At 42.6% G+C, this 24,933-nt stretch carries 15 protein-coding genes; 12 read left to right on the plus strand and 3 right to left on the minus strand.

From position 1 onward, the window contains the following. Positions 1-50: 50 nt before the first annotated feature. On the minus strand, positions 51-1,301 hold the full coding sequence (locus tag K5R16_RS16765) for a dicarboxylate/amino acid:cation symporter (RefSeq protein ID WP_374758402.1): 1,251 nt from the start codon (positions 1,299-1,301) through the stop codon (positions 51-53). Positions 1,302-1,760: 459 nt separating this feature from the next. Here K5R16_RS16765 and K5R16_RS16770 point away from each other — a divergent pair, with 459 nt between their 5' ends. The 5 genes from K5R16_RS16770 to K5R16_RS16790 all read left to right on the plus strand — a co-directional run bounded on the left by K5R16_RS16770 (position 1,761) and on the right by K5R16_RS16790 (position 8,878). Then, positions 1,761-4,598 (plus strand): pitrilysin family protein, encoded by a 2,838-nt coding sequence (locus K5R16_RS16770; RefSeq protein WP_220738791.1) that lies wholly within the window; start codon positions 1,761-1,763, stop codon positions 4,596-4,598. A 176-nt stretch (positions 4,599-4,774) separates the two neighbouring features. Then, a complete protein-coding gene (gshA, locus tag K5R16_RS16775) occupies positions 4,775-6,340 on the plus strand; it encodes a glutamate--cysteine ligase (protein WP_220738793.1) in 1,566 nt (521 codons plus the stop codon). Continuing rightward, positions 6,337-6,771 (plus strand): hypothetical protein, encoded by a 435-nt coding sequence (locus K5R16_RS16780; RefSeq protein WP_220738863.1) that lies wholly within the window; start codon positions 6,337-6,339, stop codon positions 6,769-6,771. The genes gshA and K5R16_RS16780 overlap by 4 nt, the downstream gene beginning before the upstream one ends. A gap of 111 nt (positions 6,772-6,882) precedes the next feature. Then, a complete protein-coding gene (locus tag K5R16_RS16785; RefSeq protein ID WP_220738795.1) occupies positions 6,883-7,500 on the plus strand; it encodes a hypothetical protein in 618 nt (205 codons plus the stop codon). Positions 7,501-7,696: 196 nt separating this feature from the next. Continuing rightward, positions 7,697-8,878, plus strand: a complete 1,182-nt coding sequence (locus K5R16_RS16790; RefSeq protein WP_220738797.1) for a methyl-accepting chemotaxis protein — start codon at positions 7,697-7,699, stop codon at positions 8,876-8,878. A 407-nt stretch (positions 8,879-9,285) separates the two neighbouring features. Here K5R16_RS16790 and K5R16_RS16795 read toward each other — a convergent pair whose 3' ends face one another. Beyond that, positions 9,286-10,509, minus strand: a complete 1,224-nt coding sequence (locus K5R16_RS16795) for a diguanylate cyclase (RefSeq protein WP_220738865.1) — start codon at positions 10,507-10,509, stop codon at positions 9,286-9,288. A 557-nt stretch (positions 10,510-11,066) separates the two neighbouring features. Between K5R16_RS16795 and purE the strand changes: the two genes are divergently transcribed. The 3 genes from purE (at position 11,067) to K5R16_RS16810 (ending at position 13,068) form a co-directional block, all read left to right on the plus strand. Continuing rightward, positions 11,067-11,570 (plus strand): 5-(carboxyamino)imidazole ribonucleotide mutase, encoded by a 504-nt coding sequence (gene purE / locus K5R16_RS16800; protein ID WP_220738800.1) that lies wholly within the window; start codon positions 11,067-11,069, stop codon positions 11,568-11,570. 324 nt (positions 11,571-11,894) lie between these two features. Beyond that, positions 11,895-12,449: a sigma-70 family RNA polymerase sigma factor gene (locus tag K5R16_RS16805; RefSeq protein WP_220738867.1), complete on the plus strand. Its 555-nt coding sequence runs from the start codon at positions 11,895-11,897 to the stop codon at positions 12,447-12,449. After that, positions 12,442-13,068 (plus strand): hypothetical protein, encoded by a 627-nt coding sequence (locus K5R16_RS16810; protein WP_220738802.1) that lies wholly within the window; start codon positions 12,442-12,444, stop codon positions 13,066-13,068. Before K5R16_RS16805 ends, K5R16_RS16810 begins: the two co-directional genes overlap by 8 nt. A 65-nt stretch (positions 13,069-13,133) precedes the next feature. Here K5R16_RS16810 and K5R16_RS16815 read toward each other — a convergent pair whose 3' ends face one another. After that, entirely contained in the window at positions 13,134-13,547 is a 414-nt protein-coding gene (locus K5R16_RS16815) for a hypothetical protein (protein WP_220738804.1), read from the minus strand. 813 nt (positions 13,548-14,360) lie between these two features. On the opposite strand from K5R16_RS16815, the gene K5R16_RS16820 reads away from it, so the two are divergent. The 4 genes from K5R16_RS16820 to K5R16_RS16835 all read left to right on the plus strand — a co-directional run bounded on the left by K5R16_RS16820 (position 14,361) and on the right by K5R16_RS16835 (position 24,928). Continuing rightward, on the plus strand, positions 14,361-17,642 hold the full coding sequence (locus tag K5R16_RS16820; RefSeq protein ID WP_220738806.1) for a S41 family peptidase: 3,282 nt from the start codon (positions 14,361-14,363) through the stop codon (positions 17,640-17,642). 307 nt (positions 17,643-17,949) lie between these two features. Next, positions 17,950-19,092: an HlyD family secretion protein gene (locus tag K5R16_RS16825; RefSeq protein WP_259649913.1), complete on the plus strand. Its 1,143-nt coding sequence runs from the start codon at positions 17,950-17,952 to the stop codon at positions 19,090-19,092. Then, positions 19,082-20,143 carry a DUF2955 domain-containing protein gene (locus K5R16_RS16830; RefSeq protein WP_220738808.1) on the plus strand — a complete coding sequence of 354 codons (1,062 nt, stop codon included), beginning with the start codon at positions 19,082-19,084 and terminating at the stop codon, positions 20,141-20,143. Before K5R16_RS16825 ends, K5R16_RS16830 begins: the two co-directional genes overlap by 11 nt. A 60-nt stretch (positions 20,144-20,203) precedes the next feature. After that, positions 20,204-24,928: a response regulator gene (locus K5R16_RS16835; RefSeq protein WP_220738810.1), complete on the plus strand. Its 4,725-nt coding sequence runs from the start codon at positions 20,204-20,206 to the stop codon at positions 24,926-24,928. Positions 24,929-24,933 lie beyond the last annotated feature (5 nt).

Consider the following 24,933-nt stretch of genomic DNA (forward strand, 5'->3'; position numbering starts at 1 on the left):
GTATATAATAAAAAGGCCGCGATAGCGGCCTTTTATTGGGACAGAAAAGTCTAGCTGGCTACAGGAGCGGGCTTCTGGCTGTCATCGGCATAGAATTGTTCTTGATCCAACTGGCCTTCAGACTTACCAATAACAACTGCAGTCATCATATCGCCGGTGACGTTAGTCGCAGTACGGATCATATCGATGATACGATCAATGGCAGCAATAAATGCAATCCCCTCAAGTGGCAATCCAACAACACCTAATGTAACCGTGAGCATAACCATTGCACTTCCTGGCACGCCTGCAGTGCCTACTGAGGCTACAGTTGCGGTTACGGCAATGAGCATGTAGTCAGTCATATCGAGTGGGATACCATAGATTTGAGCGATAAAAATTGCTGCTATAGCAGGGTAAATACCCCCACAGCCATCCATATTCATCGTCGCACCAAGTGGCAGCACAAATGAGCTATAACGCTTAGATACTCCCATTGATTCAGTGCAGCGCGTGCTCGCTGGCAAAGTACCAAAACTCGATGCCGTCGTGAATGCAACAATTTGTGCAGGTATTGCTTTTCTAAAGAATTGAACCGGGCTCAATTTAGCTACAAACTTCACTAAGCCGCCATAGACGAAAATAATGTGAATTAATGCAGCAAGATAAATAGCACCAATAAATTTACCCAATGGTAGCAGCATCGATAAACCATATTCACCGACAACCCAAGCCATTAGACCAAATACACCAATAGGAGTTAGTTGCAACACCATGCGGGTAAGCTGGAACATTACCTCTGCACCTGCTTCAAGTGTTTTCTTGAGCGGTTCAGCTTTTTCGCCAACTTTATTGATAGCAATACCAATCAATGCCGCAAATACTATAATCTGCAGTACTTTTCCTTCGGCAAGTGAGGAAAATGGGTTCACTGGTACCATGTTTAGTAGTACTTGAGCAAAACCAGGAACATGACGTTCGCTCACTTCGCTTGCCACAAGTGCTGTGGTACCACCCATATCTATCAATGAACCGATCGTTAAGCCAATTAACGATGCAATTGTACCGGTAAGCATAAACATGCCTAAGGTCTTAAAGCTTAATCGTTTCAGGTTCGCCTGTGAGCCTAAAGAGGTGATGCTCACGACAATGGCGCAGAAAATAAGCGGTGCAACCAGCATCTTAATGGCGCTGATAAATAGATCGCCAAGAGGCTTTAATACCGTTGCTGATTCACCAAAGATAACGCCAACAGTGGCGCCAAGCACAAAGGCGGCTAATACCTTTTGCCAAAAGGGGATGTTTTTAATCGTTTGCCACATTATCAATATTCCAAATATTCTATTTTTTTAGTTTAAGTGACAGAGTTATCACTTAATTATTTACAATTACGAGCTGGGAAAATGCTGCCTTCATACAGTGAAGGAGTATATATTGGCATTCTATAGAGAGAGTGCCTTGCACCACAAACCGATTTAGTTATAACTTATTGTAATATGCAAGTTTGTTTTAATTATATTAACAGTTTACATGTAAGTAACATGACTGATAACTACGTTTAATGCTATAAAAAACATAATAGATTTGATGACTTATGTCTGCGTTATCAGAGTTAAAGTTGAAACGCATGAAAATGGTATGTTGATTATTGTGGTTAATTTTCGGTTTAAACGGAGTTTTAAGCAGATGAGTCCTCACTGGTTGTTTTAAGCTGAGTGAGTAATACTAGAGCCATGTGCAGACGTTAAAGCAATATCGCATTCAAGCGAAGGAGATAACAATTGAAAAAATGGATGTTAGCCGCGGCCGTGAGTGCCGCGTTATTTGGATGTGCGGGCCAACAAGAGGTGAAAACCACCTTACCTGCTGGAGTGACATTACTTGAGAGCGTGAGCTTTTCTGGCCAGGAAGTAGGGATCCCTTACCGTAAGTATCAATTAGCCAACGGATTAACCGTTATATTACACGAAGATCACTCAGATCCGCTGGTGCATGTTGATGTAACCTATCACGTCGGTTCTGGACGTGAATTGGAAGGCCGCAGCGGTTTTGCGCACTTGTTCGAACACATGATGTTCCAGGGCTCTGAGCATGTAGGTGATGAACAACATTTTAAGATGGTTACCGAAGCGGGTGGTACCTTAAACGGCACCACAAACACCGATAGAACCAATTATTTTGAAACCGTACCGAATAATCAATTAGAGAAAATGCTCTGGCTTGAGTCGGACCGCATGGGCTTTTTCTTACCAGCGTTAACCGAAGATAAGTTTGAAGTACAGCGTGAGACGGTTAAAAACGAACGTGCACAGCGTATCGACAACCGCCCTTACGGCAGAATGGGTGAACGTTTTAATCAAGCATTTTATCCCCAAGGTCATCCTTATTCTTGGCCTGTCATCGGTTGGCCTGAAGATTTAGACCGAGCAGATGTTGAAGACGTTAAACACTTTTTCCAACGTTGGTATGGGCCTAATAATGCCACATTGACGATTGGTGGTGATTTTGATGAAATGCAAACGCTCGCTTGGGTAAACAAGTATTTTGGTGAAATCCCAGCAGGTCCAGCGGTTGCAGAACCAACGAAGTCGTTAGTGACTTTGGATGAAGATCGCTATCTATCAATGGAAGACCGCGTTCATTTGCCACTGATCCGCATGGGTATGCCAACTGTTTATGCACGTCATGAAGATGAACCTGCATTAGATCTACTGTCTAATATTCTTGGTGGTGGTAAAACATCAATTTTCTATAAGAACTTGGTCAAAGACGGTTTTGCAGTGCAGGCTGGTGTTAGCCATCCTTGTCAGGAGCTTGCTTGTCAGTTCTCTTTGTACGCATTAGCGAATCCTGCTAAAGGCGGGAATTTGGACGCAATTGAGAAAATCATGCGCGATTCGATAACTGAGTTTGAACAGCGCGGCGTGAATGATGAGGATCTGGAAAAAGTTAAAGTTAACTTTGAAGCGGCAACCATATTTGGGCTGCAAAGCGTGCAGGTTAAAGTATCTAGTCTGGCATTTAACGAAACATTTTCGGGTAACCCCAACATGATTGGGTCTGATTTGGCTCGTTATGCCAACGTCACCAAAGAAGATGTGATGCGCGTGTTTAATCAGTATATTAAAGGCAAGCCTATGGTGGTAATGAGTGTCGTGCCACAAGGTCAGAAGCAGTTAATCGCGAAAGCTGATAATTTCGTTGCACCCACTGAAAAAGTCGCTGCAGTTGCTGTGCAAAACTTAAACGTTAAACCGCAAATTACCTCTAAGTTTGATCGTAACCTGGTACCGCCTGTTGGCGCTGCACCGGTATTAAAAATCCCAACACTATGGCAAGGCAAGTTAGCTAATGACATTGAAGTCATCGGTACTGAAACCAATGAAACTCCGACGGTTGAAGTGGTCGTATACCTCAATGGTGGTCATCGAATACTTGATGTGCAGCAAGCCGGTTTAGCATCAATAACTGCGTCAATGATGAATGAATCAAGTCTTAAGCGCAGTGCAGAAGACCTTACTCAAGCACTAGAGATGCTCGGCAGTAATGTTAGCTTTGGCGCGAGTAGCTATCAAAGTCATCTAAAGATCTCAGCTTTGACTGAAAATCTTGATGCGACAATGAAAATTGTACAAGAGAAGCTGTTTGAACCAGCCTTTAAACAAGCTGATTTCGACAGAGTTAAGCAACAGCTACTGCAGAATCTTCAACGTCAATTGACCGAACCTAGCTATCTAGCTTCTAGAGCATTTGGAACGCTGTTGTACGGTGATAAAAGTCCATTTGGAGTGAGTAGTGGTGGTTCAATTGAATCCGTTTCTGCAATCACTTTAGATGATGTTAAAGCTTTCTATCAGCGCCAATACACCGCGGGTAATGCTCAAATCGTGGCTGTCGGTAATTTAAATGAAGCTCAGATGCTAGCGAAGTTGAGCGGGCTAAACAGCTGGAAGGGCGATAAAACACCATTTCCTGAGTTGGCTGAATTACCTGCATTCTCTGGAGGTAAAATCTACATCGTAGATAAGCCTGAAGCGGCACAGTCTGTGATTAAGATTGGTAAACGTGCGCTAGCGTATGATGCAACTGGTACTTTCTTTAAGTCGTATTTGATGAACTACCCGTTGGGGGGCGCATTTAATAGTCGTATAAACCTTAATCTTCGTGAAGATAAAGGTTACACCTATGGCGCAAGAAGCTATTTCTCGGGCGGACCTGAGCAAGGCTACTATCAAGCTACTGCAAGTGTTCGTAGTGATGTCACAACCGAAGCATTGATTGAGTTTATTAAAGAGATCAATGAGTTCCAAGCGACTGGCATGACAGAGAATGAATTGAGCTTTATGCAAAACTCTATTTCACAGTCTAAAGCGTTAGATTACGAAACTCCGTACCAAAAAGCGGGCTTAATGCGTAATATTCAACGTTATAACCTGGATGACAATTACAGTGAGCAACAAACTAAGATCACTAATGAGGTGACACTTAATGAGCTCAATGGTTTAGCTAAAAGTCAGTTAAAACTGGACGATATGCTTATTCTTGTCGTTGGCGATCGTGCCAAGATAGAGTCTGAATTATCTACACTTGGTTATCCAATTGAGATTTTGCAGTTGTAAAGTTAGCAATTAGACCCAATATAGATGTGGTGCTCCTACAGGTGGGAGTACCTCATCTATAATTGTCATGATATAGACATAACAGTTATTTTTATATGACTTGAAAGTTTAGTTAATTAGCGCGGGTCTGATTATGTTGAACTTTGAGTTTAAGTCACGTACTAGAGAATAATATATTGAAATCATTCAATGAATTAGTAGGGGATCTGTCTGATCCAGTAAGTCGTCAAGCACTTAGGGCAATGCAACGAGGCATTGAACGCGAGGCGCTTAGAATTGAAAAGACAGGTCACTTAGCTGCAGACAGTCATCCACAAGCATTGGGCTCTGCATTAATGCATTCGCGGATCACGACTGACTATAGTGAGTCCTTACTAGAGTTTATTACTCCAGTTTTTGAAAATATTGATTCACTCGTTGAAGATTTAACTTACACCCATGCATATAGCGTGCGTCATCTAAATGGCCAACGGTTGTGGCCTGTCAGTATGCCTTGTTATGTCGGAGATCTCGCTGATATTCCAATCGCAGATTATGGCAGCTCTAATAATGGCAAAATGAAACGCTTATATCGTAAAGGATTGACCTATCGATATGGCGCGCAGATGCAGATTATCTCGGGTGTGCACTTTAACTTTTCAGTATCAGATGATTTATGGAACCGTCTCTATGACTTATCTGATAAAAGCCTAACGAAAGATGCATTTATTTCAGAGTCTTACTTTGGCTTGATCCGTAATTACCGTCGTTTGGTGTGGGTACTGCCGTACTTATTTGGTGCCTCGCCTGCACTATGTGGCTCATTTATCAAAGATCAGCAGACGTCACTTCCATTTGAAAAAGTCGGTAAAGGTACGCTTTATTTACCTTACGCAACGTCACTTCGTATGAGTGACTTGGGCTATACCAATCAAGAACAAGACAATTTGGATATCAGTTACAACAACTTATCCTCTTATCTTGAAGGTATGAACGCCGCCATTAATATGCCTTCAGAGAATTTTGCCAAAATAGGCGTAAAAGTTGATGGTGAATACCGCCAATTAAATGCAAATGTACTCCAGATTGAAAATGAATTTTATTCTCCTATTCGCGCTAAAAGAGTGGCGAAAGGAAATGAGAAGCCTTCTGAATCTCTAGCACGTGCAGGGGTTGAATATATCGAAGTTAGAGCACTCGATGTTAACCCATACAGTGCTGTAGGGATTGAGAAATCACAAATTCGCTTCTTGGATATGTTCTTACTTAATTGTTTATTGCAGCCCTCTGCTAGCACAGATGCTACAGAAGAGGCCGAAATTGCAGCCAACCTACAAGCTGTAGTGCTTGAAGGGCGTAAACCAGGCTTAGAATTAAGTCAAAATGGTAACCAAGTATCACTTTCAAACTGGTTAGAAAGCTTATTTGGCAATATGAGTTCAATCGCCAGCCTACTTGATGATGGAGCCGATGGTGACTATCAACAAGCGCTTGCACACTGGCATAAAGCGGTTGTTAATCCAGATGAGACGTTGTCGGGTCGAATTATGGCTAAACTTAAGCTGGAACAGGTTGATCATAGCCAGTGGGTGATGTCGCTTGCGCAGCAGTATCATCAAGAACTCAAAGATTACCCGATTAGTGATTCTGTGCTTGCACGCTACGAGCAAGATGCTAAAACATCTCTTCAGCAGCAAGCCGCTAGTGAAGCGGTTGGCGAAGTGAGCTTTGATGAGTTTCTAGCAGATTATTTTGAGTCATAAGTTTGAAAAGTCTTAAGTTACTGGCTTTAATATCGATATCATTGTTATCTGGCTGTGCATCGCAGCTAGATAACAGTAACCAGTGTGGCACGGTATCAAGCTTTTTGGCGCCAGAGCCTGAGCTTGGCCTGTACCGAGCTGTTGTAACCCATCTTGATGGCAAGCCTGTGATCTCCCAGCCTAATTATCGCTTAAGTGTTGGCGAACATCGCTTCACTTTGGCTGAGTTAATCGACTCTCCAGACTTAAATGTCTCTCTTGCTGCTCGTACTCCAAAAGATCTGACTGTGACTGTTGCAGCTAATACTCGGTATCACATTGGGGCAAAGTTTAATCGTGATAAAATTTATAACGGAAACAACACTGATTTTTGGCAACCCGAGATTATCAGTCAAGAATCTTATGAATGTGAATTCCCTGAGTCTCAATAAACCCAGTCCCCGCTTGATTTCTAACACAATTTAACGTTTGGCTAATTGCATATTGAGGCTATCAATGTGACACTAGCGCATTGCTATTATTGTCTGTTGGTATGAATTTTTATGAAATGGCCTGCATTATTTGCGACTGTTATCTTGGCAACACTGTTAACAGGTTGCGCGACGCCTCCCCCGAAAGATCCTGAAAACCTTTGTTCGATATTTCAAGAGAATCGCTCTTGGTATAGCGCCGCTAAAGATACCCGAGAGAAGTGGGGCGTGCCTGTGCATGTGCCGCTGGCAATGATGTACCAAGAAAGCTCATTTAAGCATAATGCTGCGCCGCCAATGGAGTACTTTTTAGGCTTTATCCCTACAGGAAGAGCGAGTAGTGCTTATGGCTATGCCCAAGCAAAAACCATGACTTGGGATGATTATGTAAGAGAGACAGGCAACTCTTGGTCGAGCCGCAGTAATTTTAGCGATGCGATGGACTTTATGGGCTGGTTTATCTATAAAACCCATAAAATCAATGGCGTCTCTAAATGGGATGCGCGTAACCAATACTTAAATTACCATGAAGGTTGGGGTGGTTATAAACGTAAAACTTATAATCAAAAAGCCTGGTTGATTAAAGTGGCTAAAAAAGTCGATGACCGCTCAAAACGTTATGCGGGCCAATATCGACAGTGTCAGGAGGATCTTGATTCTTCTTGGTTATGGCGACTATTTTTCGGATAGTTATTGCTCATGCGTAAATAATAGTTAAAGCCAGTTTGCAATCGCAACTGGCTTTTTTAGTAAATATTATAAATTAGCCCTTCATGTTTTTCTATTTTGCCCGATAACAATGTAGATATTTTGTTAAATCAAAATTAATTCTGCTGCGGCAGTTAATAATTCACTCCTTGGCTCTGCCTATTGAATGGAACTCTTTATGCAAGATAATGATGATCACAAGTTGCAATTGAAGCTTATTTTCCCTGTCGTTGCGGTTGGTCTTGCTGCATTACTGCTATTTATATTGTTTGCAGATGCTTCAATCTCTAAGTGGGATGTCGCTATGTTACTTTTGGGTATAACGTTCGCTCAAGTGGTTGGCAGTTGGTATGTGATTAAAAATGCACTGAGTATGCGATTAGCAAGGCTGAGACAATACCTCGCATTAGTGGTGAGTACTGAAGAAGCCCCGAAAGAGCGCCTCGTTGATACTAATGACGATGGATTAGCGTTGATTACTAATAACTTAAGTGAATTTATTGAAGGCCTAAAAGACGTACTTGATAAGGTTCGTAGTGACGCAACCATTTTTCGCCAAGGCTCTGAGCAGCTGGCAGAACAAATGACGTTAGCTGAATCATCTGTAGAGCTAAGCAGTGGTGAAAATGAAAAAATAACTCAGTCATTGAGTGAAATAGATGCGACAGCTCAGGAGTTAACTGGCAACGCTAAAGAGCTACAATCTACCTCGATGAAGGTGAACGAATTACTGCAAACAGGTACCAATGACGCGATAAAGAATCAAACCTTTATGGGAGATTTTACCCATGGCATTGAAAGCTTAGTTAGCGAACTTGATGTGTTACATAAGGACAGCCAAAAAATCGGTAACGTGTTGGAAGTGATAAAAAGTATTGCTGAGCAAACAAACTTGTTAGCGCTTAATGCGGCAATTGAAGCAGCACGTGCTGGTGAGCAAGGTCGAGGTTTTGCTGTTGTGGCTGATGAAGTTAGGGCATTGGCACATAGAACCCAAGAATCAACCGTCGAAATTCAGAGCATCGTTGAAGGCCTGCAAGGTAAAACCAGCAGCGCAGTCACTGCAATTGGTGAAAGCCAGCGAGTGAGCCAAGAAAGCTTGCAGCAATGTCAGCGAGTATCGCAAGCATTTACCGATATCGGTAGCGCTTTTCTGCAACTTGATAATTTGACGGGAAATATTAATGACAGTATTCAGGGTCAACAAACATCCACTTCAAGTATTAATGACCGAGCATCTGAAATATCAAGGCTTAGCCAAGATGTGCATAGCAATTTGAAGACGATTGCTGAACAAGCAAGAGAGCAGAAAAGCACATCTGCAAAACTGGACAAAATCCTCAAACGAGTGTGTGTATAGGGCGGTTGCTAAAACAATTATCGTTAAAGGGTTATACCCATCCGACCTGAAAATGCAGGATTCAGTGGGTGTTTAATCAGCTTTAGTCACAGATTCATTGCTCCATGCTGAACCTAGGCACCTACATCCTGTCGGCGAGGCATTGATTGCAGTTAATGGTCGCTCCCTTGGTAAAATCAATAACACAGAGTAAAGCCCATGCTTTTTATATAAGAAACGCCCATCGAAGAAGAGGTTGTACAAGCCCACTTCGCTGTTGCGGCACCTTAAAAGGGAATAACCATTTCCACGTTAACGCGCCTAGAATTGAACTAGCACAACACCTCTGAAACGAGCATTTTCAAGTGGGATGGGTATAGGCTAAGAAAGCCTACTCCTTTATTAAAAATGTAGATTTTATAAGAGCTTTATAAGCTCTTACTGACCTTTGCGCGTTTATGTCTATACATGGCTTCATCGGCAGCCTTAATGGTCTTGTTTAACTGACCGTGATACTGCTCGATACCATAGCTAAAACTAATATCTCCTCGTTCACTCAGCGCTGTCTCTATAATATTTATCTCATTTTCGATACGCTCTAAAGGCCCGTGGCACAGTGCTATAAATTCATCGCCGCCGTAACGCGCCACTAACTGCTTTTCATGCCATTGAGCTTTGAGAAGCTTGCTCAATTTTTGCAGTGCTGTGTCGCCGGCTGCATGACCATGTTGGTCGTTAATCGCTTTAAGATTATCTAAATCGATGAGTATCAAGTAACAACCAAAATGGGGCTTCAACTTCCACTCTTTGACAAGCGTTTCAAAACGTTGACGATTGTACAATTCGGTCAAGCTATCAAAGTTAGCTAGCAAATTAATCTTATGGTTTTTTTGGTATAGAGAAATAGCATTTGCTGCTTCATGAGTGAGTATCGCCACTAGGTTGCGATCATAATGGCTAAACGCTTTCACTTTTCCGCTATCTAAATTAAGCATGGCGTAAAGGTGACCATCAATATGGATCGGGCTCGATAAGGTTGAGCGTATCGCTGTTGAGGGAGCATCGAGCAGGATATTTTGATCTGACGAGCTTAATGAGCTGCGAGAGTTAATGGCTTCCATATCATCAATGACGACGACTCTATCGCATTTACCTTTGGTTAACCGATATTCAAATGATTGCTTTAGATTGATATTGAGCTGTCTAAGCTTATTGATATCAATTCCCACACTTGATTCAAATGATAATGCACCAGTGTTGGGTTCGACTCGAATAATTGAACCCATTTCAGCGCCATCAACACTACTCACGGCCTTATTTAGTAACGCGTTTAAAAAAGCGGTTTCATCTTGATACTGACTGGAAATATTGACTAATTCGAAGGTTGTTTCATTTACATGCACAACTTGCTGCAGATGTTCCCAAAGCCTTGTAAGTCGCCCTTGATGAAAATAGTAATTGAGACTGTAACCAAGCAGGTAGATGATGCCAACAAGTAGCAAGTTTGCAATTGCGTTTGGTGATGCGGTGATACTAAAAAAAAACGACCAACAGATAAACAGCAACATCAAAGGCACACCTAGCAGAGCTAAGTGAGTCTTCCAATCGAGTGAATCAATTTTCTTCTTTTTTAAACTGTCTTTGATGGGCAACATGAATATCCTATTCTACTCGTTCAAATCATTTGTTTGCTGCATTCAAAAGAAAATATGTACAGGTAAAGATCATTGTAAATTACTTAAATAGTAGATAAAAAGTACAACTCTAACAAGTGCTTAATCTTGCAACGACGAGTTGGTGTATTTGTTGAAAGCTATCGGGCGAGTTTATCAAATTTGCGGTACTAAACAGTAGTGCTATTTGCGCTTAATAACGGAAATGTATACATCATCATTTTGACTGACAAAATTATTTGTGTGAACCGCTATCGGTGTTACAAAGTGATACACAATATTCACACTCTATAGCCATAGAGACGCTTAGTTCTATGCAGTACCGTATAGTCACAGGGATCTAAAGGTACATAAGAGATTGGCTAGCAATCTTAGTTATTTGTTATACATATGTACTAATAAGTTATTTGCAGTCAAAACAAAGCTTAGAGATAATTAGGTCATTGGCTTTGGGGGAAGCCTGTTTACTCTTTGCGCTTATTTTCATTATAATGCGCGCAAATATAATAATGTACCGCCCTACACAAGGACAAAAAATGAGCAAACCATTTGTTGCAGTATTAATGGGGTCTGATTCTGACCTGCCTACAATGCAATCTACCCTAGATGTATTAAAGACTTTCAACATTACGTTTGAAGCTAAAGTGACATCTGCCCACCGTACTCCAGCCGCTACTCACGCTTACGTGACTGATGCTGAAGCTCGTGGTTGTAAAGTATTTATTTGTGCTGCTGGTCTTGCTGCACACTTAGCAGGTGCAGTTGCTGGTATCACAACTCGTCCAGTGATTGGTGTACCAATAGACAATGGTCCACTACAAGGTCATGATGCATTACTATCTACAGTGATGATGCCTGGTGGCGTTCCTGTTGCTACTGTCGCTATCGGCAGTGCTGGTGCTAAAAATGCGGGTTACCTAGCTGCACAAATGCTAGCGGTTGGTGATGATGCACTGGCTGTAGCTGTAAAAGAAGAGCGTGCTAAGTCTGCTGAAGCTGTTCAGGCTAAAGATGCTGCGCTACAAGCTAAACTAGCTTAAGCGACACTAAACAAATAAAACCGCAGTGTTTTCACTGCGGTTTTTTTGTGCCTGTTAATACCAACGGTATGACGTATCTGTGTTTTTAGTTAATCGATGTCGATAGTTTCACTCTAGCATTAAGTAAATTGTCATTATCTGTTCACGTTTATAACGCTGCTAAATTAACTCCACACTCCATGTCATCGCTATAAATCTCGCTATAGACAAATTCCCCGCAGCAATGCAGACTTATTGTTTCAATACTCTGTAAAGGACCTTGGTGTGTTAGAGCCCATTCACCCAACAGATCAACCTTTAAATGCAGATCCCGACCAAGCGCTCATGCTGCAGTATGCTAGCGGTAATACTCGTGCTTTTGAACTGCTATACAGTAAACACAAAGGGCCGTTATATCGCTACTTTGTGCGGCAAATCTATGACAATCAACTGGCTGAAGATCTGTACCAAGAAACATGGAGCAGAGTGATAAAAGCGGCAGCCAATTATCAAGCCAAAGCAAAATTCACCACTTGGTTATATCGCATTGCACATAACCTGATAATCGACCATGTAAGAGCCAAGAAACCTGAAAGTAGTTTTAGTGATACTTTTGAGGATGGCCAAGAAACAGAATCCGTCGCCAGTTGTTTGTCTGAATCTCCAGAGCAACAACTGCAACAGCAAAAGAAGGCGCTGTTACTTAAAGACTGCGTGAAAGACTTGCCGCAAGTTCAACAAGAAGCGTTCTTGCTTAATATTGAAATGGGCTTCACTGCCGCAACGATTGCCGATATTGCAGGTGCAACAGTTGAGGCAACAAAGAGCCGTCTTCGTTACGCAAATAAAGGCCTTAAAGCCTGTGTTGACCTGAAGTGGCAGGAGGTGGAGTATGACTAAAGAGAGTGAAGACAATACTCAAAAAGAGCTGCATGCACTTTATCAACATATTGAGCAAGAACGGCCATCAAAGGTACTTGATAACGCCATTCTAGAACTCGCAGCCAGCAATGCAAAACCGCGGGTGAAAAGCCAGTCATTTTGGCGCAAGCACCGTTGGCCATTATCTTCTGCAGCTTCTGTATTATTGGTGGTCACTTTGTTTGTGATTAATCCACAAATGCAGACGGGTAATTTGAGTGATGAAGCGATGCCAGCCTTAATGTCTACGCCAGAAGATCACAACGCACCAGCGATGATGAGAATGGCTACACCAGAACAAGAGTCAGGTAATATGTCAGCCCAAGAAAGTACTAGCGCTGATGAAAAGCCGCAAATTAAGCTGCAGTCATCGGACTTTAATGGGGCTAAAAACCTAAAAAACGTTGGTACTGATGTTGGAACGCTAACTGCTGAGCTCGATGAGGTGGAAAAAATGCTTAACCTAGAAGAGTTTGCTCAGGCTGAACAAGCATTGCAACGGATTGAAAATGAATATGAAACCCTGTTGCAGTCAAATGAAGCATTGAAAAACCGCTTTATCGAATTGCAAAAAAAGCTAGATGATCCCAGAGAATAGAATCATCCCGCTCATTAATAGAAAATAGCTTTTATCTTTAATAATGCCTACTCATGCAGTAGGCATTATTCATTGAACCAATCCCAGATCCCTAGAGAAGTACCTTCAAATAGATCAATACCTAGTGCTGATTTCAGTAGGTATAGCAGTAGCAGCCCAATAACCATAGATAGCACAATAAAGCCAACTAAAGACAGGAGGAAAACGGCCATTGACGCCTGTTTTTCCTTGCGGTTCAACGCGCGTTTGTTTCTACCTAAAAGGAATACATAGAAAAAACGCCAGCCAACAAACGGAAAATAAAAAGTGCCACGATTATCAATAAAGTGTTGCTGCCATGGTTTACCTATCAGTGCAAGTCGGAAATAGATAAGCTGTGATTCACTGTAACTATCGGCATACTTGCTTGGCATATCCAGTAGCGCTTTATGGAGTCGGGGATCATCCCTTAAAGAGGGACGCAGATATTCAGAGGTCATTATTATCCTTCATTAGGGTTATTGAGCTTTCATGACTATTTTTGTTTTAAAGATCAACAGGCCTGTGCCAATACAAGGTGTTAGTTAAAAAGTGAGTGCTGACCTATCAAGCGTAGTAGATAGTTGCTAACTCTCAAATAGCTATGAATGTCTCTAATACCAATCGCTATAATGATTTGAACGCTTAGCGGGCGTTTAGCGGTGTTGAGGCAAGGTCATTAAATGCTCCTCGATAACTGCTCCTGCGTTACTCTACCTCCTATATCCATATCGTCGTGCATGAATGACATTCACCACATCTGACCTCCAAGGATGGAGGGAATGCCTTAAGCATGTCAGGAACATGCTAGGCCATGTGGTTTGCAGTGAGTGAAGAGCATAGTTATTCTAGCTTCAAGCTCATTAACGCAGCATCAGAGTCGCTAAAACTCGCCTATAAGGAGTGTTTTAGCTACCTACTTCAGTGTTGGATAAATGCAAAAGAGAACAACCATTATGCCAATGATCCGTTTTGAATTAGCTCGCTAAAAACACTCTGAGTAGATCAACGACTTATATAAAAGCATGGACTTTACTCAGTGTTATTGATTTTACCAAGGGAATGACCATTGGTTGCAATCAATGCCGTGATTAAAGTCCATTAAATTACCACTGAATCCTGCATCTTCAGGTAGAACGGGTATACCTACTGGTATAAGACACATTTGCTAATAATTCTTTATATTTATTTTGCTGAAGGTTAATCAAAAGTTTGCTACTTTGTGTGGCTCAATCGCTCCCATTTAGAATAATTACAATAGGATGGCCTCTTCGATGAAACTTCGTCACTCACTTGCATGTTGCATGTTAGCTTTGGGCACAATTAATATTTCTCCCTCATTTGCCTCTGACTCTAGTGATAAAGCAGGCTATTTTCGCGCACCGGCATTAAATCAACAAACATTAGTATTTACTGCTGAAGGCGATCTTTGGACTAAAGACCTGACAGAATCGAAGGCCAGACGTTTAACCAGTTTACCTGCTGAAGAGTTGGGAGCGACTATTTCTCCTGATGGTCAATCTGTCGCTTATGTGGCGAACTATGAAGGTTCATCAGAGGTTTACGTTATTGCAATTGACGGTGGGCAAGCCAAGCGAGTTAGCTTTGAAAACTCTCGAGTGAGAGTGCAAGGCTGGACCCGTGATGGAAAAATCCTGTATGCCACTGATAATGCATTTGGTCCAGCAAATTACTGGGTATTACGTACTGTCGACCCTACAAGTCTGGTAACAACAGATTTACCGCTTGCCGATGCTATCGAAGGGGTTATTGATGAGCAAAATGAATATGTTTATTTCACTCGTTTTGGCTTACAAACCACTGGTGATAATGCCAAAGTCTATCGAGGCGGCGCTAAGGGAGAGCTTTGGCGTTTTAAGCTTGGTGAGCAACAAGAAGCGCAGCAATTAGCAGCTACCCACGACGGCTCTGTAAGGCAACCCATGTTGTGGCAGTCTCGTGTTTACTTTATCAGCGATAGTGATGGTAACGACAATATCTGGTCAATGTCTGTTAATGGCAAAGATCTACAGCAACATACACATTATAAAGAGTGGCAAGTGAGAAGTGCTAAGCTTAATGAAGGGCGTATTGTTTTCCAACAGGGCGCCGATATTAAGTTATTCGATATTGCATCGAATAAAGAGCAAGCTGTTGATATTGAATTGATTTCAGATTTTTCGCATAAACGAGAACATTGGGTCAACGATCCGATGAAGTATGCAACATCTACAAGGTTTACGCCGCAAAACGACAGAGTTGTGATCACCGCTCGTAGCCAAGTCGCCATCGCTTCAACGGATGGCCAAAGATTGGTACAGCTGACAGTACCTGCTGACAGTCGAGTGCGCAATGCGGTTATGAGTAAAGATGGCCAGTGGGTATACGGCATAAGTGACATTAGCGGTGAGCAGGAGATATGGCAATTTGCCGCCGATGGCAGTGATAAGCGTAAGCAGTTAACCGAAAACGGCAAAGCATTACGTATGGATCTATACCTTTCGCCTAACGGCCGTTATTTGGCTCATGATGATTATGACGGTAATGTTTGGCTATTAGATTTAAAGAAGGGACGTGATAAGAAAATTATTACCCAAGGTGAAGGGCTTGGGCCATACGCCGATATCGTTTGGTCGGGAGACAGTCAATTTATCGCGCTCACCAAAGCAGAGATGGGTAAAAATCGCCCCCAAATCGTGTTGTACTCTTTAGATAAAAATAAAGCGCAAGCACTCACCACAGATAAGTATGAGTCATTCTCGCCCAGTTTTAGTAAAGATGGCGATTGGCTTTATTTTCTCTCAAACCGAAAGTTTGTCTCTACGCCAAGCTCTCCATGGGGTGACAGAAACATGGGGCCGATGTTTAATAAGCGTACTGAAGTGTTTGCCATTGCCCTAAACTCTAAAGCACGTTTTGCTTTTCAAAAGCCCAATGAGTTGCTGAGTGAGCCTGAAAAAGACAGTGATGACGAGATTAAGACACGAGTTGACTGGGATGGCTTATCGGCCAGATTATGGCAAGTGCCTATTGCAGCTGGTAACTATTCATCACTGCAACTCGGTGAAGATAAGTTCTATCTGCTTGATAAAAATGTCGGAAGCCGTAAGTCTTCTTTGAAGGTGGTGAAGTTTAACCCACTAAGCCCTAAGGTCGATACATTCTCAAAGGATGTGGGGTCATATACCTTGTCTGACGACAGTAAAAAGCTGTTTATCCGCAAACAATCGAAGCAGGGTAAAGAGATGTTGATTGTTGATGCGGGCGACAAGCTACCTAAAGAACTCGATAACGCCAAAGTTCAGGTAAACAATTGGCAGCTGGCCATTCAACCAACAGCTGAATGGCAGCAGATGTTTGAAGATGCCTGGTTAATGCACCGAGATTCGTTCTATGACAAGAAAATGCGTGGTGTCGATTGGCAGCAGGCTAAAGTGAAATACCAACCGTTGGTGGATCGTTTAACTGATCGTCATGAGCTCAATGATATTTTCAAGATGATGATGGGCGAGTTAGATTCGCTGCACTCTCAAGTTCGTGGCGGCGACTTCGCTAAAGATCCCAACAAGGCTAAATCTGCAAGTTTAGGTGCGCGTTTAGAGCAAACAAAAGCAGGGGTGGTGATTGAGCATATTTATCAAGGCGATCCTGAACTGCCTAAGCAAGCGGCGCCACTAAAACAGATGGGTGTTGATGCTAAAGTCGGTGACATTATCATTGCGATAAACGGTAGGAAGTTGACGAACATCGCGGATGTTACACGCCTTATTCGTAACCAAAGTGCTAAACAGGTACTACTAGAGCTTAAACGTGGCAGTAAAACACATCAGACAATTGTAAAACCGGTCACCGCATCAGCGAACGCAAAATTAAGGTATCAAGACTGGGTCAACCACAATAGTCATGAAGTTAGCAAAGCAAGTGATGGCAAGTTCGGTTACCTGCATCTCTACGCGATGGGCAGTGGTGATGTCGCCAGTTTCGCGCGTGAGTTCTACGCTAATTACGATAAACAGGGACTGATTATTGATGTTCGCCGTAACCGAGGCGGAAATATCGACAGTTGGATTATTGAGAAATTGCTTAGACGTACATGGGCATTTTGGGCTCCAACCCATGGCACTCCATCTGGCAATATGCAGCAAACCTTTAATGGTCACTTAGTCGTACTGACCGATCAGCTGACTTATTCAGACGGTGAGACCTTCTCTGCTGGGGTTAAAGCACTGGGTATTGCTCCGCTTATAGGTAAGCAAACTACGGGTGCCGGCGTATGGTTGTCTGGTCGTAACTCTCTGACTGATAAAGGAATGGCACGGGTTGCTGAGTATCCACAGTATGCAATGGACGGTAGCTGGATTATTGAAGGACGTGGCGTCAGCCCTGATATCGAAGTTGATAATCTGCCATATGCAACTTTTACCGGTAAAGATGCGCAACTTGAGAAGGCGTTGGACTACCTTAAGCAAGAGTTAGATAAACAAGCTGTTGAGGACTTCAAACCTAAGGCTTTACCTGCAAGCGGTATGGCTGAGGATGTAAAAAGAGCCCACTAGTTTCAACCGAGTATCAAAAAGTATTGATGAGTTTCGAGCGTTATTGGCCAAGCAGTTCCCAGGTTGATAACGCTCATTTTATTGCTGTGTTACAAGGCTCACCGCCAATCCCGTCGACAAAACTCCTGCCGTTAAATCAAAAACTCAGACATTGATTGCAGCTCCAATTCGCATATTTAATGGTGTGATGGAGCAGATACTAAGCTTATTTCTAAAAGATATTGAATTTTACGTGTTTTTAACACTAAACTGGTAAAAAAATAGTATGTGTTCTAAGCAAAAGCATCGGTTAGGGATAGGGATCAATATGACTGAACAAAAGGGTACGCCTGAAGAAGTATCAGCAAGTGAAAGTGCAAAGGCAGAAGCCAACCCAACTGAGGACAAAAAGAACAGCAAAATTCGTAAGGCGACTAACATCATTTTGATTGTTGTTAGTTTTCTATTTGTATTCCATTTAATCGCCGACCGTTTTATTCCCTCTACAGATTTAGGCCGTATTCGCGGCTATGTCGTGCCAATTAGTCCGCAAGTCTCAGGTGAAATTGTAGATATTTTAGCAACGCCAAATACGCTAATTAGAGCGGGTGATGTTTTGGCTCAGATTGATACTACTGACTATGAGATTGCGCTTCATCAAGCAGAGCAATCTTTAAAGAAAGCAGGGCAAAATGTTGGCGCTCAAACTGCCAATGTGGCAGCTGCGCAGGCGAAAGTGACCAATGCGGTGGCTAACTATAAAAATGCGCAGGTTCAGTCTAAGCGCATATTTACCATGGTTGAAAAGCAGGTTATGTCGCAGGCTGATGCCGACAATGCCCGTGCAGAATTAACTAAAGCTGAGGCGGGGGTCGCAAGCGCGAAAGCGGATTTAGCCAAGGCAGAAGAGCGTTTAGGCGCTGAAGGTGAAAATAATACCAATGTTAAATCGGCATTATTGAGTTTAGAGAAAGCTCAATTAAACTTACAACGAACCTCTATTACAGCACCTACCGATGGCGTCGCCTCTAACTTCAGATTGAAAGAGGGGATATATGCGAGCGCTGGTCAGCCTATTATGACCTTTATCTCTTCAGAAGATGTCTGGATCGAAGCTTATTTCAGAGAAAATAGTTTAGGTAATATAACAGCCGGTGATGAGGTCGAGTTCGCGCTAGATTATGCCCCTGGCCAAGTGTTTAAAGCAAAGGTTGGTAGCATTGATTACGGCATTGACTGGGGGCAGAGTGAGCAAACGGGCAAACTGGCTCAGATCTCAGGCCAAACTGGTTGGCTTAGGCAGTCACAACGCTTTCCTGTCACCATAGTATTATCAAAAGATGAAGCAGTGGGGCTGCGACGTGTAGGCGGCCAAGCTGATGTAATCGTTTATACTAAAGATAATTCAATGATTAACTTATTTGGCCGCGCTTGGATCAGAGTCGTGAGCTGGTTCTCTTATGTCAGATAAAGCCGAGGAGCTTATCGTCAGCGCTGAAAAAGCAGCGCTCGAAGAGGCTATTTATACTCGACGAGTGCTCAGGTTCACCTTAGGAATAGGTCTTGCGGTCGCAGTCTCTTCTATCTGGGCATGGCCGCTAGCGTTTATTGTGCCGGTGTTTGTGGCTAAGTTTTTGGTCGACAGACAAGAGCCTACAGTACAAACGGTGTACGAGTTACTCATCTCAATGATTTGTACTATCGCGATTGCTTGGTTAGTCAGTTTCGGACCCACGCAATACCCAGCGGTTTTACTGCCATTATTGGCGATGATGATGCTTTGGGGCTACTACCTTTTCAGTAGCCCTAAGTGGAATTTCTTTGCAACGATCTTCATCGTTGCCACGCTGTTGTTACCCTATCTTGGACTGTTGCAGCCGGGCGCATCGCTGATGGTTGGGGTCGGACTCAGTTTTTCAGGGGTCGTTGCGGTTTCTATTTTTGCATTACTGCATGTTTTACTCCCCGATCTCTCGCCAGAGAAAGAATCACTAGCCAATGCAGAACAGAGTCACGATGAACGCACTCACGAAGCATTTCGAGCCCTCATTCTAGCGTTCCCCGTTATCTGTTTTTTCTATTTTTTAGAGATCTCTGGTGCGCTGCTGACGATGATATTTATCGCCATTTTATCGCTACAAGCCGCAGGTGCAAAGAGCATCAAGGTGAGTCTATTTTTATTGGTCACCAATGGTATTGGTGGCGTACTGGCAATTGTGTTCTATAACTTGTTGACGATTGTTCCTGAACTGCCATTTTATATTGGCATGTCGATGTTAGCAGCGTTAATATTTGGACAAAAGATCTATGCAGATCCCGCAAAAGCACCGCTCTTTGCGGGGATATTGTCGGCTTTATTAGTGGTTGTTGGCTCAACGGTTTCTTCCACAGACAAAGATGTTGCGGTTAATTTTTATTTGCGGATCTTGCAGCTATTCTTAGTAGGCGTGTACATGATATTCGCTTCTTTTTATTTAGAATCTAGAGATTGGAAATTCTTGAAGAAGAGAAATAGCCTTTAAGTCGATATAGGGAAAATGCAAATAATCACATTTGCATCAATAGTATGGAGTTTATAGGTAATGGATCATATCTTTATCGGGCTAGTACTATTTGGCTTATTTGCTTTACTTATTGGACTGTTCTTACAGCTTAAACGCGCTGTCAATCAAGATATATCTATCTTTTTCAAACTAAGAAAAAATCGGGTGTATGCCGCACTATCATTGCTAGTTTTCACGCTTATTTTGCAACTCGTCGGTGCGATTGGCTTATCGATTACCTATGACCATGAGGTTAAAAAAAGCGGCGAAGCGCTGAGAACATTAACCAAAACTAGCGATGTAGCCCTTTACTCTTGGGTAAAAGGCTGGGAGTCGCGAATTACAGCCGTTTCGAGCAACCCTCTTTTGCAGAAACGGACAGCTGATCTCATTTCTGATACTAACAACAAAAACGTACTTGCTAGTGAAAACATTCAGTGGTCAAGAGAAGCTTATCATCGTTACAGTCGATCTTTTGGGGCTTTAGGTTTTTTTATCACTGCTTTAGATGGCACTAACTTGTCTTCAGCAAGAGATAAAAATATTGGCACACTGAATATTGTTGCCCGCAAAGAGGCTAAGATTTTTGCCCGCGCAGTTGCTGGCGAAACCGTGATTACCGCGCCTATCCGCTCTGAAGTGATTTTGAAAAACCCTTACGGTATTGAGCAAACGCAAACACCGACGATGTTTGTTCTGAGCCCTATACGGGATGCTAAAGAGAATATCCTGGCAGTATTGATGTTACGTATCGACCCTTATGTCGAGTTTGCAAAATTAGCTGAAAGCGCGGGTGTCGGTAAAACAGGAGAGTCTTATTTTGTATCTCAAGAGGGATATATATTGTCCCACAGTCGCTTCGAGAAAGATCTGCAATCATTAGGACTGGTCGACCCGGGGCAGATGTCGGTATTAAACCTACGGGTAACCAATCCAGGAAGAATACTGACTCCAGAATCTCCTGCAGCAAAGAACCACAACGATAGTCCGCTCACCTACAGTGCTAGCCAATTAAGTATGCGCATGGATGGACATAATTATAAGGGTTATAAAGATTACCGTGGTAAGGAGGTTATCGGCGCTTGGCATTGGGACAGCCGTTATGGCTTCGGTGTGATTACCGAAATGGATCTCGATGAAGCGGCAAGTAATTACTTCTTCTTTAAAAATATTATCATAGGGATTATGGCGGCGATTGTGCTGTTGTGCATCTTGCTCTCTGTCGGCGGTATCAAGATAAGTCGCTTGGTGCATGACCGGTTACAAGTTGATAATGATAACTTAGAGCGACAAATTAACCTGCGAACTAAAGAGCTACAAGAGCGGGAAGAAGCGCTGTGGGATCTCTACGAAAACTCATTTGTGGCTTATGCATCGGTTAATGTTGACGGTGATTTTATCAAGCACAATCGGCAGTTTTCTTTGTTAGCAGGTGTCGAACGCGAGGCTTTTAAAAGCATTAATTGGCGTGATGTAATCAATAAAGAGAATGGTCCAATTGATACCGTATTCAAACAAGGATTACGCGGTATTAGATCACAAGATGAAAGGGTGCAGCTGCATGATACCAGCGGCGAGATGTTATTTGTTTCTGTGTCGACCGATCTTGTAAAGGATGGTTCGGGTCGAGTTACCGAGGTTAGGTTTTCATTACTCGATATCAGCGAGCAAGAAAAAGTCCGTTTAGAAATGCTGAAAAACCAGCAGCAATACCAAGTTTTACTGGAAAATATTCAGGGTGTTGTATACCGCTATCGGGTCGATATTCTCGATAAATTTGAATATACACTGCAGTATTTGAGTCCCAATGTAGAAGTCGTTACAGGTTACTGCGATAAAGATTTTCTAGGTGAAAATGCTCGGCTTACTTTTGTGGATATTGTCGTTCCAGAAGATATGAAAGCGCTCAAAGCTGAGCTGAGTATTGCTTATCAAGAGCAGAGCTTTGTGACCCGCGATATTCGCATTAAGAATGCTGCAAATGAATTAAGATATTTGCAGATTAAGGCGCAATTTGTTTACGATGAAATAGGCGATGCTTGCTATTTTGATGGCACATTATTTGATATTACTGAGCAAAAGCTAGCTGAAAATCGACTGCAACTATCTGAAGATAAACTCAAGGTGGCTGCTGAAAGCGCAAGAATGGGAATGTGGGATTATTATCCTGCTGAAAATAAAGTCGTAGTAAACCCTATGTACGCCAATATGCTTGGTTACGATGTACTGGATCTTTGTATTGATAACGAGCAGTGGTCAGTGCTTAATGCTGGAGAGCAGACCTGGTTTAATTTAATACACCCAGATGACAGGGAGTCGATTCTAAATAGCTTAAAAGCTCAGAGTAAATCAAACCCACAGCTGCTTAAACGCGAATTTAGAATGCAACGTAAAGACGGAAGTTATGACTGGATAATGAGTATCGGCCAGGTGCACCATTATACTGAAGATGGTCATGCCGGTCGGATCAGTGGCGTTCATCTCAATATTAATGAGTCGAAAGCGTTGCAAAGGGAGCTCGCCTCAGCGATTGAAATTGCTGATGACGCTAACCGTGCTAAGGGAGAGTTCCTAGCGAATATGAGTCATGAGATCCGCACGCCGATGAATGCCATTATTGGCATGACACATCTTGCACTTAAAACGGAATTAACTAAGCAGCAACACAACTATATTGATAAATCCCATCGTTCAGCTCAATCTCTATTAGGGATCATCAATGACATCCTCGACTTTTCAAAAATAGAAGCGGGTAAGCTGGATATCGAAGCGATTCAATTCCGCTTAGAGGATGTATTAGAAGACATTATCAACTTTGTTGGCATTAAAGTAGCTGAGAAGGAGCTGGAATTGTTGTTTGATATTGACCCATCAATTCCTGCTATGTTGCAGGGCGACCCGCTCCGATTAGCACAGATCCTTACCAACCTTGCTAATAATGCCGTTAAGTTCACCGAACAAGGTAGCGTGATCATTGGCGTCAGTATTGAAAAGCTGACTGATGATGAAGTCACACTTAAGTTCTCGGTCACTGATACTGGAATCGGCATGACGACAGAGCAGCAGCAAGGCTTGTTTAAAGCGTTTTCTCAAGCCGATGCATCAACCACTAGAAAATATGGCGGTACTGGATTAGGGCTGGCAATTTGTAAAAATTTGGCTGACTTAATGGGGGGGCATATTGGCGTTTCAAGTGAAGTGAATCAAGGCAGTAGTTTCTATTTTGAATCGGTATTCCCCATAGTCGAACATCATGACATTACGCCAATTTATCAAGGAAGCTTAGAAGATATTCGTGTGTTACTTGTTGAGGATAATGCCAATTCCCGTGAGATCCTCTTAGCCATGTTAGATAGTCTTAACGTGCAGGTTGAGTGTGCTGAAGATGGCGTAGAAGCCGTCGAAATGCTCAAAAAAAGTGAGACTTTACCTTATCAACTGGTATTGCTGGATTGGAAGATGCCAAAGCTTGATGGAATAGGCGTAGCGAAATTCATCAAGCAGCTGCCCGAATCCATGACACCTCATGTCGTCATGGTGACAGCCTACGGTAAAGAGGAGTTATTATTCGATGCTGTAGATGTACCTATAGATGCGGTGCTCACCAAACCTGTTACTCAATCGACATTGTGGGATGCGTTATTGCCTGCTTTAGGTTTAGCGCCACGTAAACTCACGAGCTTTTCAAAAAGGCGCAGTCGAGTTGAAACTGCGCTATCTCAACTTGCAGGAGCAAAACTATTAGTTGCAGAAGACAATGATTTAAATCAGGAGCTGATCGTAGAGCTGCTCAGCAGTAATGGCATAACCCCCGTGCTGGCTAATAACGGTCAAGAGGCGCTTGATTTCCTTGAGCAAGAACAGTTCGATGGTGTATTGATGGATTGCCAAATGCCAATCATGGACGGCTATAGTGCCACTCGCAGGATTAGAGAGATTGAGCAGTTGGAACACCTTCCTGTGCTGGCTATGACGGCAAACGCAATGGCTGGAGATAGAGAAAAAGCACTCGAGTCGGGCATGAATGATCATATTCCTAAACCGATTAATGTCGATGAGTTATTTATTACTATCGCTAAATGGGTGACTCCCAAATATCCGCAATTAACAGCAAAGGCGGACAGCCCTTCTAGAGGAAGCGAGATTGACTTTGACCTCTTTGAGCACATAAATACTCAGTTGGGCTTGCATCGTACTCAAGGAAAAACAGAGCTTTATATTAAGTTGCTGCAGAAGTTCGTTAGCGGACAACACGACTTTTCAACGCGATTTAATGCGAGTGTCGAAGCCGATGATATTGTGACAGCAGCAAGACTTTTACATACGCTAAAAAGCGTTGCTGGTGCGATAGGAGCATTAAAGCTAGCTGAGTATGCGGAGCAATTAGAGCAAGATAATGAAACATTTTCACGACCCAAGGCAGAGATTACTGCTAGTGATAATTATGAATTGTTAGAAAGTGAATTATCACTAGTCTGTAAAGAGATTAGCGCACAACTGCTTGTGGGAGCCAAAGAGCAGACACTGGTTACTCTAGATGTTGATAAGGCTAGCGCCGTTTTAGCTACACTTATCGATATGCTTAATGACTTTGATATGGCAGCGACCGAACTTATCACAACAGAGCGAGCAACACTGTCATCTAAGCCACTTGCATCTCTGCTTAAGCAGCTTGAAAAACAGTTAGATGATTATGAATTTGATGAGGCACTCAAAGTCGCAATAAAGATGCAAGCGATTGTAGCTAGCGTTACAGACAATTAATTTTT

Origin of the sequence: Shewanella sp. c952, assembly GCF_019654975.1 — a bacterium.
In the GTDB taxonomy this organism is placed as follows: domain Bacteria; phylum Pseudomonadota; class Gammaproteobacteria; order Enterobacterales; family Shewanellaceae; genus Shewanella.

Bases quoted from the DNA above. Each gene is read 5' to 3' on its own strand.
- K5R16_RS16765 (WP_374758402.1), bottom strand. From the start codon at position 1,301: ATGTGGCAAACGATTAAAAACATCCCCTTTTGGCAAAAGGTATTAGCC.
- K5R16_RS16785 (WP_220738795.1), top strand. From the start codon at position 6,883: ATGAAATGGCCTGCATTATTTGCGACTGTTATCTTGGCAACACTGTTA.
- K5R16_RS16790 (WP_220738797.1), top strand. From the start codon at position 7,697: ATGCAAGATAATGATGATCACAAGTTGCAATTGAAGCTTATTTTCCCT.
- purE (WP_220738800.1), top strand. From the start codon at position 11,067: ATGAGCAAACCATTTGTTGCAGTATTAATGGGGTCTGATTCTGACCTG.
- K5R16_RS16805 (WP_220738867.1), top strand. From the start codon at position 11,895: ATGCTGCAGTATGCTAGCGGTAATACTCGTGCTTTTGAACTGCTATAC.
- K5R16_RS16810 (WP_220738802.1), top strand. From the start codon at position 12,442: ATGACTAAAGAGAGTGAAGACAATACTCAAAAAGAGCTGCATGCACTT.
- K5R16_RS16815 (WP_220738804.1), bottom strand. From the start codon at position 13,547: ATGACCTCTGAATATCTGCGTCCCTCTTTAAGGGATGATCCCCGACTC.
- K5R16_RS16820 (WP_220738806.1), top strand. From the start codon at position 14,361: ATGAAACTTCGTCACTCACTTGCATGTTGCATGTTAGCTTTGGGCACA.
- K5R16_RS16825 (WP_259649913.1), top strand. From the start codon at position 17,950: ATGACTGAACAAAAGGGTACGCCTGAAGAAGTATCAGCAAGTGAAAGT.
- K5R16_RS16830 (WP_220738808.1), top strand. From the start codon at position 19,082: ATGTCAGATAAAGCCGAGGAGCTTATCGTCAGCGCTGAAAAAGCAGCG.
- K5R16_RS16835 (WP_220738810.1), top strand. From the start codon at position 20,204: ATGGATCATATCTTTATCGGGCTAGTACTATTTGGCTTATTTGCTTTA.